Origin of the sequence: Nocardioides marmoriginsengisoli, from assembly GCF_003725695.1 — a bacterium.
Classification (GTDB): Bacteria; Actinomycetota; Actinomycetes; order Propionibacteriales; family Nocardioidaceae; genus Marmoricola; species Marmoricola marmoriginsengisoli.
On sequence record NZ_RJSE01000007.1, the window covers coordinates 1642806 to 1654951 of the forward strand.

The window sequence follows — 12146 nt, forward strand, 5'->3', positions numbered from 1 at the left end:
AAGCAATCGCTGGTGCTTCATGAAGTTCGCGCCCAGACTTGTCTCCATGAGCCCCCGTCACGTCGCCCTCGCCACCCTGGTCGCCGTGATCTGGGGGTTCAACTTCGTCGTGATCGAGTGGGGGATGGGGGACATCCCGCCGCTGCTCTTCGTGGCGCTGAGGTTCGCCGCGGTCGTCGTACCGGCGGCGTTCTTCGTGCCCCGCCCCGAGGCCGGCTGGCGGACGGTCGCGCTGGTCGGGATCTTCATGTCGCTGGGCCAGTTCGGCTTCCTGTACACCTCGATGGACCTCGGGATGCCGCCCGGCCTGGCGGCCCTGGTGCTCCAGGCGCAGGTCCTGTTCACGGTGCTGATCGCCGCGCTCTGGCTGCGGGAGCCGCCGACCCGGCAGCAGCTGGCCGGCGTGCTCGTCGGTGCCGCCGGCCTGGCGGTCGTCGGGATCGGCCGGGGTGGGCACGTCCCGCTGGTCGCCCTGCTGCTCTGCCTGGCCGGTGCGTTGTCCTGGGGCATCGGGAACGTGGTCTCGCGTCGAGCCGGCGTGAAGTCCGGTCTGTCGATGGCGGTCTGGTCGTCGCTGGTGGTCCCGGTGCCGCTGGTCCTGCTCAGCCTGGTCGTCGACGGACCGGCGCAGGTCGGGGACGCGCTCACCCAGCTGGACGGGCGTGCGGCGCTCTCCACGCTCTACACCGCCGGGCTGGCGTCGCTGGTCGGGTACTCGATCTTCAACGGGCTGCTCGCCCGCTACCCGGCCTCCTCGGTGGTGCCGTTCGTGCTGATCGCGCCACCGGTGGCAATGCTCAGCGCCTGGATCCTCCTCGACGAGGCGCCCAACGCGGCCGAGGCGGTCGGCGGTCTGGTGGTCCTCGCCGGCGTCCTGGTCGCCCTCCGCCGTACCGGTGAACGACCCACGCTGCCCGTTTCGGACCGGTCTGAACCGCGGTCTCCACAGGTTTCCTCCACCGTCTGACGGCGCGACCCCAACTGCACCAATTCGATTCGCCTCCCGTTCACCTGGGGGGAGCCTTCTGGTCTCCGCCGGTAGCCACTGTGCGTCGTGGAAGCGGGCCCCACCCGCCTCTACGGGACTCGGCCCGTCGCTACGAACGATTCAGAGGCATGTGTGTCGACCGCAGTCGAGGTCCCTCCGGGCACGGCGCCCCCGGCGCGTCCCCGAAGGTCGCTGACCTCGCGGCCCACCGGCGCCGACATCGTCTTCCACCGGGTCACCTCGACCAGCGCGATCATCGTGCTCGGGATCATGCTGCTGGTCGGCAGCTTCCTGGCGCTGCGTGCCGCCGACGCGCTCAGCGTCGCCAAGCTCGACTTCCTGACCGAGACCAAGTGGGAGCCGGACGCCCACCACTTCGGGATCGCCGGCGTCCTCACCGGGACGGTCCTGATCGGCCTGGTCGCCATCCTCTTCGCGGTACCGCTGGCGACCGCGACCGCGCTGTACATCAGTGAGTACGCGCCGGCACGGCTGCAGCGCACCTTCATCACCCTGATCGACCTGATGGCCGCGGTCCCCAGCGTCGTCTACGGCCTCTGGGGCTTCTTCTTCCTGCAGAACCAGGTGGTCCCGCTGGCCCAGTGGATCTCGGAGCGCTTCGGGTGGCTGCCGTTCCTCGGCATCGACACCGAGGGGTACGTGAAGGGCAGCGCGACCTCCCAGAACACCGTCTTCACCTCCTCCACGTTCATCGCCGGGATCGTGGTCGCGTTCATGGTCACCCCGATCATGTGCGCCCTGATGCGCGAGGCCTTCTCGCAGGCGCCGATCGGTGAGCGCGAGGGCGCCTACGCGCTCGGCAGCACCAAGTGGGGCATGATCCGCACCGTCGTGCTGCCGTTCGGCAAGGGCGGCATCATCGGCGGCTCGATGCTCGGCCTGGGCCGCGCCCTCGGCGAGACGATCGCGGTCTACATGGTGCTCTCGGTGGTGCCGGCGTTCCAGCCGAACATCTTCCAGAACGGCGGCAGCTCGGTCTCGTCGCTGATCGCGCTGCGGTACGGCGAGGCCCAGGAGTTCTCGCTCTCCGCGCTCTTCGCCGCCGGGCTGGCGCTCTTCCTGATGACGATGGCGATCAACTTCACCGCCTCCACGATCGTGGCCCGCAGCCGATCGGGGGCGGAGAGCGGATGAGCGTCGACACCACCTCGAGGCCGGCGACGTTCCTGCCGACCAGGACCGAGCGCCAGGACGGGACCCACGCCGTCCCGCGATCGATCGGCACGATCAAGCGAGACGACGTCCTCGCCCTCGTCGGCGCCCTCGGAGCGGCCGCGGCGACCACGGCCGCCCTGGTGTCGCTGATGCCGATCACCGGTCCGATCGCCTGCGCCGTCATCGGCTACGCCCTGTTCCTCGGCTACTACGCGGCGCTGGTCGCGCTCGAGGAGAGCGCCCAGGTGGTCCGCGCCCGGCTCGCCTCGGCGGTGATCCACACGCTCAGCCTGATCCTGCTCACCGTGCTGATCCTGGTCGTCGGCTACACCCTGGTCCGCGGCGGCGAGGCGATGGTGCACTGGAATTTCTACACCCAGGACATGGAGGTCACCCGGCCGACCGACCCGTTGACGGTCGGCGGCATCAAGCACGCGATCGTCGGCACCCTGGAGCAGATCACCATCGCGCTGATCATCACGGTGCCGCTCGGTGTCCTCTGCGCGGTCTACCTCAACGAGTTCCCAGGCCGGTTCGCCCGGGTCGCGCGCACCGTCGTCGAGGCGATGACGGCGCTGCCCAGCGTCATCGCCGGCCTGTTCATCTACGCGGTCTGGATCGTCGCCCTCGGCCACGAGAAGAGCGGCTACGCGGCGGCCTTCGCGATCAGCGTGATGATGCTGCCGATCATCATCCGTGCTGCCGACGTGGTGCTCCGGCTGGTGCCCGGCCACCTCAAGGAGGCGTCGTACGCGCTCGGCACCAGCCACTGGCGCACGGTCTGGCACGTGGTCCTGCCGACCTCCCGCTCCGGCCTCACCACGGCCGTCATCCTCGGCGCCGCTCGCGGCATCGGCGAGACCTCTCCGGTGCTGCTCACGGCCGGCTTCAACAACGCACTGAACGCGAACCCAGCGAAGGGCCCCCAAGTGTCACTCCCGCTCCAGGCATTCTCCGCCGTCCGCTCTCCCCAGGAGGCGATGGTCACCCGTGGCTTCGGAACCGCGGCCTTCCTGCTGATCCTGGTGCTGGTGATGTTCGTGATCGCCCGGATCATCGGCGGTCGCGGGCCCGGGCAGCTCAACGCGCGGCAGCGCCGCAAGATCGCCCGCGACTCGCAGCGCGACCAGCAGCGGTTCGCCCAAAGGTCGGCCCAGAGGTCGGCAGGGCGTGCGGTGATCCGTGCCGGTGCCGTCCTCGCCGCGCTGGGCCTGCTGGCCGGCGTGACGTTGCGCCCGAGCCAGCCGGCCTCGGCGGCGGACAACTCCTACGTCCCGATCTCAGGGTCCGGGTCGAGCTGGTCGGCGAACGCGATCAAGGACTGGCAGGCCAACGTCGTCAAGTACGGCATGAAGGTCAACTACAACGGCGACGCCGGTTCCTCGGTCGGACGCAACGAGTTCAAGAACGCCACCGTGGACTTCGGCGTCTCCGAGATCCCCTACGGCCTGACCGACGGCGGGGTCACCGACCAGCCGCCGACCTTCAAGTACGCCTACATGCCGATCGTGGCCGGCGGCACCGCGTTCATGTACAACCTGAAGATCGGTGGCAAGAAGGTCACCAACCTGCGGCTCTCCGGCACCAACATCGCCCGGATCTTCACCGGCAAGGCGACGATGTGGAACGACGCCGCCATCAAGAAGGACAACCCCGGCCTGGCGATGCCGGCCCGGCGGATCGTCCCGGTGGTCCGCTCGGACGGTTCCGGTACGACGGCCCAGCTGACCACCTGGCTCTCCAAGCGCTACCAGTCGCTCTGGGACCCGTACTGCAAGTCGGCCGGGCGGTCGACGCCGTGCGGCATCACCTCGTCGTACCCGGTGAAGTCGGGCAGCGGCTTCACCGCCCAGTCCGGGTCGCTCGGTGTCTCCGGCTACGTCGCCCAGAAGCAGAACGAGGGCACCATCACGTACGTCGAGTACTCCTACGCGCGGAACACCGGCTTCCCGGTGGCCAAGCTGCTGAACAAGAAGGGGTACTACGTCGAGCCGACCGCGGGCAACGTCGCCGTCGGGCTGCTGAAGGCGCAGATCAACAACAACGCCGGATCGGTGAACTACCTGACCCAGATCCTGGACGGCGTCTACGACAACCCGGACGCGCGCGCGTACCCGCTGTCGAGCTACTCGTACATGATCGTGCCGCTCGAGGTCCGCGGCGCGTTCAGCACCGCCAAGGGCAAGACCCTGGCCGCGTTCGCGAACTACTTCCTCTGCGACGGCCAGCAGCAGGCCGACTCGCTCGGCTACTCGCCGCTGCCGCGGAACCTGGTCCAGGCCGGCCTCAACCAGGTCAAGCGGATCCCGGGCTCCTCCGGGACGGTCGACATCTCCAAGTGCCGCAACCCCACGTTCTCCTCGTCCAGCCCGAACCTGCTCGCCACGACGGCCAAGTTCCCGCCCGCGTGCGACAAGGCCGGCACGACCCAGTGCACGACCGGCACCGGGGGCGCCCAGGCGCCGACCGGGACCAGCTCGGGAGGCGGCACCACGACCGGCAACGGCACCGGCGGGACCGGGAGCCCCGGGACCGGCACCCCGGGGACCGAGGTGCCGGGAGCCGGGAGCACACCGGGCACGATCGATCCGGACACCGGCCAGCCGATCGCCGACGGCGGGGAGACCAGCTCCCAGCCGGTCTCCGGAACCGCGCAGACCCTGGGCGCCGACTACTCGACCGGGACCCAGACCGCGCTGATGGTGATCGCCGGTCTCGCCCTGCTGCTGGTCGTGATGCTGCCGCCGCTGGTGGCCCAGCTGGCCCGGAGGAGGACCCCGTGATCGCGCGTCGTGCCCTGGCCGCCGGTGTCGCGCTCGGCGCGGTGCTGGTCTCGCTGATCGCGCTCGGGACCCCGACCGGAGCGGTCGCGGCTGAGGACGACGGCTCGCTGACGGTGACCGGGGCGGGCCGGTTCGAAGACCTCAAGGTGACGATCAGCCAGCACACCCACCTGCGCAACCAGGTGATCCGGGTCTCCTGGACCGGCGGCGAGCAGAGCACCACCAGCGGCCGCAACTTCTTCAACAACTACCTGCAGATCATGCAGTGCTGGGGAGACGAGAGCGGCCCGAAGCGGGAGAAGTGCCAGTACGGCGGCATCTTCGACGACCCGCGCGGCGGTGCGTCGACCTCGACCCGGGAGATCCTCAACGACGGTCAGCACGACGACCCGGACGAGACCTACACGGCACCGTTCCCGAAGACCGCCCTGGTGCCGTTCGAGTCGGTGACCGGCAAGGTCGTCACCACGAGGCGCAACGAGTTCTTCGACACCCAGTCGACCAACGAGATCGACTACGGCCGGACCTCCAACGACGGCACCGGCGAGGAGTTCTTCGAGGTGCAGACCGGTCGCGAGGCGGCCGGGCTCGGCTGCGGCGTGGTCAAGGACGACGGCGACCCCCGGGACTGCTGGCTGGTGGTGGTGCCGCGCGACACGAAGGAGGTCACCGGCGCGGACGTCTCCGAGACGCCGTCGAACCGGCTGGAGACCTCGCCGCTGGCCGCGTCCAACTTCGCCCACGCGATCAGCTTCCGGCTGAAGTTCGACCCGGTCGGCACCACCTGCTCGATCGACTCGGCGGAGCGCCGGGTGCTCGGCAACGAGTCGGCAGCCGAGGCGGTCGGCCAGTGGCAGCCCGAGCTGTGCGACGCCACCGGGGCCAACTTCGGCTACTCGCAGATCGCCGACCAGAGCGCCCGTGCCCAGGCGCTGACCGAGACCCCCTGGCTGTCGCTGGTCAACCGGCCGCTGGACGCCGATCTGAACAGCGACGGCCGGTTGCTCGCCTACGCCCCGGTCGCGGTCAATGCCGTCGGCATCGGGGTGGTCGTCGAACGGGTCCCCAAGGACGGCCCGTACGACCCGGACCGGAACACCGGCTCGACGCCGGAGGTGAAGGCCAAGCGCGGCACCCGGGTGCTCGACGTGAAGCTGAACGCCCGGCTGGTGGCCAAGCTGCTCACCCAGTCCTACCTCGGCTCGATCACCGGCAGCACCGCGCACGTCGCCGGCAACCCGCGGTCGCTGACCGACGACAAGGAGTTCCTGGCGCTCAACCCCGAGTTCAACCAGCTGCAGTACATCGGGCAGCTCTACTCGATCACCAACCCGCTCGGCCTGGCCGATGCCAACCGCTCGATCTGGGAGTGGATCAAGTCCGACCCGGCAGCGCGCGCGTTCATCGCCGGCACCCCGGCGAAGGTCGGCGGTCAGACGGTGAAGGTGAACCCGTTCTACAAGGGCATGGACCTGGACCGGCAGGACTTCCCGCGCTCCGACCCGACCTGCGTGAAGTTCCCGGCGGCGTTGAACCAGGCCGACTTCTGCGCGCTGGACCACCTGGCCTACGCGGCGGACTTCCACTCGGCGTCGCGCGGCGCGATCCGCGGCATGACGCTGGCGAACGACACCTGGGACCTGGCGGCGATCCCGCCCCGGTACAAGCAGAACCCGGCCCAGGCCCCGGGGGAGCGCGCCGTCCTGGTGCTGACCGACACCGCGACCGCGGCCCGCTTCAAGCTCTCGATGGCCAAGCTGCAGAACGCCTCGGGGGCGTTCATCTCGCCGACGAACGCCGGGATGAGCGCCGCCCTCGGAGCGATGAAGCCGTCCGGGACGGCCGGCGTCCTGGCGGCGAACCCGGGGACCAAGGTGAAGGCGGCGTACCCGCTGACCGAGGTCACCTACGCGATGACGGCGCCGCGGCAGCTCAAGAAGGACGAGGCCGCCGACTACGCCGGCTTCGTCAAGTACGCCGGGGGTCCCGGACAGACGCCGGGGATCTCGCCGGGGGAGCTCCCAGAGGGCTACCTGCCGCTACCGGCCGCGATGCGCAAGCAGGCGCTCGCGACCGCGGCGCTGATCGCCAAGCAGGGCGGGCCGCTGCCGGCGGCCGAGCCCACCGCCAAGCCGACCGAGGAGGGCGACGGCGGCACGAGCACGCCGGAGACCGAGACGCCGGTCACCGAGGCACCGGTCGGCGCACCCGCCCCGCCAGGCGGTACGGCGGTCGCCCCGGTCCCGGCGGCGGTCACCCCGGCATCGGTGACCACGAAGGGGATCGAGCCCGGCGCGACCCGCTACGTGCTGCTGATCGCGCTGCTCCTCGGCGTCCTCGCCCTCTCCGCCAAACCCGCGACGTTCGCGTACGCGGCCGTCCAGAAGCTGCTGCACTCCCGACCGGATCCGCGGTCACCCTGAGCCCCCGGTGAGTCCCGTCATCGGGTTGGTCGAGAGCGCCCGCTCCCGGCCTAGTCCTAACAAGGAGTAGAGATGAAGGTTTCCAAGCGCCTCATCGCGGCCGCCTGCGGCCTCGGTGTTGCGGTCAGCCTCATCGGTGTCAGCGTTGCCAACGCAGATCCGACCCCACTTCCCGGCAACGCTCGACCGTTGCAGGGAGTGGGATCGGACACCACTGAAGAGGTCATGAACGGCATGTCTGAAGTCATCGTCGATGGCTCCAACAACAAGCTGATCTCTTCGTGGAACGCCAAGGGTAGCGCGGGATTCCAGACCCGGCCCAGCGGCTGCAACTACATCGGCAACAACGGCGAGTCCGCCTACGTCGAAGGACGCCGTGCGAACGGCTCCGGCGCCGGCCAGCAGGCTCTCCGGGACGCCTTCACCACGGGCAAGACCACGTTCGGGTGCCTCGACTTCGCCCGCTCGTCCTCGGCCGCCTCGGCGTCCAACCTCGGCACCGTCGAGGTCAAGGGTCTCGCGCTCGCCACCGACTCGCTCACCTTCGCGGTGAACAAGCAGACCGCGATCCCGCGCAAGCTGACCAAGCAGAACCTGATCGACGCGTACCACTGCAACTTCGGTGGCTTCACCACCGGCGCCTGGAAGGCCCTGATCCCGCAGGCGGGTTCGGGCACCCGGAGCACCTGGCTGGGCAAGGTCGGCCTGACCGAGGGCGACCTCACCAACCCGGCGAACCTGCCGTGCGTCACCGACCAGGCGGACCTCGGTACCCGTGGCGGGTCCAACCCGCTCCAGGAGCACGACCTGCGCACCCTCAACGGCACCTCGATCGCCCCGGTCTCCGTGGCGCAGTGGGTCTCGATGATGGGCGGCGGCGTCGACAGCGACCTGCGCGGCTCGAGCATGCTCGGCACGATCACCGCCTCCAGCGGTGAGCTCTCGTACCCGATCTCGCTCAACACGTCGTACGGCAACCTGGCCGGCACGGCCGACGACTTCGCGGCCACCCGCACGGTCTTCAACGTCGTTCCGACGTCGATCCTGACCGGTGGCGCGAACGCCAACCCGACGGCCATCTCGGTCTTCGAGGACACCGACCCGGCGGCGGGCACGAACACCTCGATGCTCTGCAACCGCACCGACGTCCTGGCCAAGTACGGATTCGCGCCGATCGCCACGTGCGGCACCGGATCCATCGTCAACCCGCAGTGATTCCACGACACCTCACCCCCCTCTGAAAGGAAAACTGTCGTGAACCTCAACAAGAGGCTTCTCAGCATTGCAGCAGCCGGCGCCCTCAGCGCCGGAGTCCTGGTGACGATCGGTGCGGGTTCTGCGCAGGCGGCGTTCCCGGCGGACCCGGGTCAGCTCACGCTGACCCCGGCCACCGGCAACGAGTCGACTGCCCTGAACGCGACCCTCAGCGAGCCGTGCCCGGCGAACTCCACGGGCCTGATCGGCTACATCTCAGGTCCGGGCATGGCGACCGAGCAGATCATCCAGGGCAACCGCCCGACTGCCACGTCGTTCCCGGTCTCGGCGATCTTCAAGGACGCGTTCGCGGCCGCCAGCCTGGCGGCCCCGAGCGGTGCGTTCAACGTCCGGGTCGCCTGCATCGGCCCGGACTTCTTCTCCGAGGTCGGCGAGTTCACGCAGACGGTCAACTTCACGCCGCGAGGTGGCGCCAACAACGCCAACTACGTGACGGTCGTTCCGGCTGCGCCCACCTCCACGGTGCTCACCCAGAACAACGCCACCAGCACCTTCGGTGACTCCGTGACCTTCACCGCCGACGCCACCGACGGTGTCGCCGGCTCGGTGCAGTTCAAGGACGGCGCGAACGACCTGGGCGCGCCCCAGGCCGTCGACGCCTCGGGTGTGGCGACGTTCACCTCGACGACCCTGGACGTCGGGACGCACCCGATCACGGCGGTCTTCACCCCGACGAACGCGGCGGCGAACAGCCCGTCCACGTCCAACGGTGTGAGCCACGTGGTCAACGCGATCGGCACTACGCTGGCGCTGACCAGCAACGGTCCGTCGGCGCAGTACGCGCCGGCGAACTTCACCGCCACCGTCTCGCCGGCGGTCGCCGGCACCGTGACGTTCTCCGAGGGCGCGACCGTCCTCGGCACGAGCAGCGTCAACGGTTCGGGCGTCGCCACCTTCAGCTCGACCAGCCTGACGGTGGGCACCCACTCGGTGACGGCGCACTTCACCCCCGCTGCCGGATCGGGCGCGCTCGCGGCCGACTCGTCCGCGGTGAACCACGTGGTCGACGCCTTCACCGGTGTCAGCCTGACCGAGAACATCGTGGTCGCCGTGCCCGCGGGTGGTCTGGTGATGGTGCTGGACGACGGCGCCGACGGCCAGGTCGACCTGGGTACCGCCCAGATCAACGCCGGTGGTGACCTGCTCACCGCCAGCGGCCGGATGGACGCCGTCAAGGTGACCGACACGCGCGCCGGAGACCCCGGTTGGACCGCGTCGGGCATCGTGACCAACTTCATCAAGGGCACCGACCAGGTGAACGGCTTCAACCTGGGCTGGGTCCCGAACGTGATCAGCTCGTCGGTCAACCAGGTCGGCATCGCTGCCGGTCCGACCGTCGCAGCCGGCACCGAGGGCAGCCCGTCCAGCACTCCGGCCGATGGCGCCACCGGTCTGAAGCTCTCCCGCGTCCTCGCGGTGGCTCAGGACGACGCCGGTAACGGTACGGCCGTGCTCGACGCACTGCTCAACCTCAACATCCCGACCGACGTTCCGGCCGGGACCTACGCCGCGACGCTGACCCTGACGGTCAGCTGACGACGTAGTCGCAGCACTGCTCCACGTGTGGCGGCGCCCGCAGACCGGGCGCCGCCACACCCCAGCACCGCAAGAAGCTCCACCCCCTGAGAACCGGAAGTAGAGATGAGACGACACCGCGCGGCCCCTCGGCTGACCTCCGCCCTGGCCGTCCTCGCCGCAGGCCTGCTGGCGGGATCGCTGCTGGCCCTCCCGACCGCGGCGCACGCGGCCGACGACCCGTCCGGGCCGGACACCAAGGCGAAGAACTCAGCCACCGTCGGCATCCGTACGGCGAACGCCAAGGGCGGCGACGACCGCGGCGTCTTCGACTACGAGGTGCTGCCCCGGGGCGTGGTCCAGGACTGGATCGCGATCTCGAACTTCCGCTACCAGCCGATCACGATCAGGCTCCTGGCGAAGGACGCCAGCAGCACCCCGAACGCCGGCTTCGACATCCAGGCCTCGGCGGACGAGGCCGAGGATGTCGGTTCCTGGATCTCGCTGAAGAAGAACAAGCTCACCCTGCCCGCGCGCACCGAGGTCGTGGTGCCCTTCCAGCTCGGCGTCCCGCACGACGCCACCCCCGGTGACCACTCCGGGGCGATCGTGGTCTCGCTGCTGGCCAAGGAGCCCAAGCCGGACGGCGGCAGCATCGTCGTCGACCACCGGGTCGGCATGCGGATCCACCTCCGGGTACCCGGCGACCTGAAGCCGGCGCTGAAGGTCGAGGACCTCAAGGTCGACTGGAACGGCGCCGGGTCCCCGCTGGGGCGCGGCGACGCGACCGTCACCTACACGGTGCGCAACACCGGGAACGTCCGGATGAACGCCTCCGGTGGCATCGAGCTCACCAGGATCCTCGGACTACCCGGCGTGGACGCGACGGCGCCGCCGGTCGAGGACCTGCTGCCGGGAGGTGTCGCGCAGTACCGGAGCGTCGTCAAGAACGTGTTCGGGACCGGGCCGATGAAGGCCGAGATCGCCCTCCACGGCGTGCCCGTGGACGCGGCGCTGAAGGAGAAGGCGATCGACGTGACGACGACCGAAGGATTCGCCGCCTGGCCGTGGCTGCTGATCGCGATCGTGGTCGCCGTGCTGCTGCTCGCCGGTGGCGGTGGCTACTACGAGCGCCGCCGTCGCCAGGCCCGCGCCGCGGAGCAGGCGGGCCTGCTCGCGGCCGAGGAGCGGGACCGGGCCAGCGCCAAGCACCGGATGCTGGTCCGTGGTGCGCTCCTCGCCGGCGTGCTCGGCGCGCTGCTCTCGCCGGGCCTGGGGGTTCCGGCGACAGCGGCGAACGGCGACGAGTGGAAGGCCACGATCAGCAAGAAGCAGGGCATCGCGCTGGAGCCGTTCGACATCGAGACCTCCGGCGGCTGCCCGCTCCCGGCCACCTCGATGATCGGCTACGGCTACGGCCGCGGGTTCCCGAAGGAGGGCGCCATCGTGGTCTCCAACACCGACGGCGCCGTCACCAACGAGACCGGCTTCACGGCGGCGCTCGGCGACAGCATGAAGAACCTGATGGCCGCCCAGCCCGACCCGCGCGGGCTCGCCGGCGAGTACCGGTTCGTGATCCGGTGCATCAAGGCCGAGTTCCCGGACAAGAGCTACGGCGAGTACGTCGCGGCGATCAAGTTCGACAAGCCCGACCACTGGGTGGCGCTGCCGCCGCTGACGAACAAGAAGGGTCCGGTCGTGCAGATCCCGACCACCGGCCCGAACGGCGAGCCGAAGACGAAGAACCAGCCCGGGGGCGGTACGGCGGGCCCGGACGGGAACCCGTCCGACGACGCCCAGGCACAGGGCTCCGCGGCGGACCGAGCCGGTGACCTGCTCGGCACCGACGCACCCGCCGCGACCGACGACGGCCCGTCCTGGGTCCTGATGGCCGCCGGGATCGTCGTCCTGATCGGCTCGCTCGCGCTGGCCTTCGGCCGCCGGATCCCCGGCCCGTGGCGGCGCTCATGAATCCCCTCCCGACGT

General features: G+C 70.0%; 7 protein-coding genes. All 7 read left to right on the forward strand.

Features of this window, described 5'->3' with window-relative positions:
- Positions 1–46: 46 nt before the first annotated feature.
- The 7 genes from EFK50_RS16390 (at position 47) to EFK50_RS16425 (ending at position 12131) form a co-directional block, all read left to right on the forward strand.
- Positions 47–967: an EamA family transporter gene (locus EFK50_RS16390; protein ID WP_123228560.1), complete on the forward strand. Its 921-nt coding sequence runs from the start codon at positions 47–49 to the stop codon at positions 965–967.
- A 153-nt stretch (positions 968–1120) separates the two neighbouring features.
- Positions 1121–2143 (forward strand): phosphate ABC transporter permease subunit PstC, encoded by a 1023-nt coding sequence (pstC, locus tag EFK50_RS16395; RefSeq protein WP_123228561.1) that lies wholly within the window; start codon positions 1121–1123, stop codon positions 2141–2143.
- Positions 2140–4947 carry a phosphate ABC transporter permease PstA gene (pstA, locus tag EFK50_RS22535; RefSeq protein WP_221177412.1) on the forward strand — a complete coding sequence of 936 codons (2808 nt, stop codon included), beginning with the start codon at positions 2140–2142 and terminating at the stop codon, positions 4945–4947. Before pstC ends, pstA begins: the two co-directional genes overlap by 4 nt.
- Entirely contained in the window at positions 4944–7370 is a 2427-nt protein-coding gene (locus EFK50_RS16410; protein WP_123228562.1) for a hypothetical protein, read from the forward strand. Before pstA ends, EFK50_RS16410 begins: the two co-directional genes overlap by 4 nt.
- Positions 7371–7604: 234 nt before the next feature.
- Entirely contained in the window at positions 7605–8585 is a 981-nt protein-coding gene (locus EFK50_RS16415) for a hypothetical protein (protein ID WP_148046206.1), read from the forward strand.
- Between the two features lie 39 nt (positions 8586–8624).
- Positions 8625–10181: an Ig-like domain-containing protein gene (locus EFK50_RS16420; protein ID WP_123228564.1), complete on the forward strand. Its 1557-nt coding sequence runs from the start codon at positions 8625–8627 to the stop codon at positions 10179–10181.
- Between the two features lie 105 nt (positions 10182–10286).
- Entirely contained in the window at positions 10287–12131 is a 1845-nt protein-coding gene (locus tag EFK50_RS16425) for a WxL protein peptidoglycan domain-containing protein (RefSeq protein WP_123228565.1), read from the forward strand.
- The last annotated feature ends 15 nt before the right edge of the window (positions 12132–12146 follow it).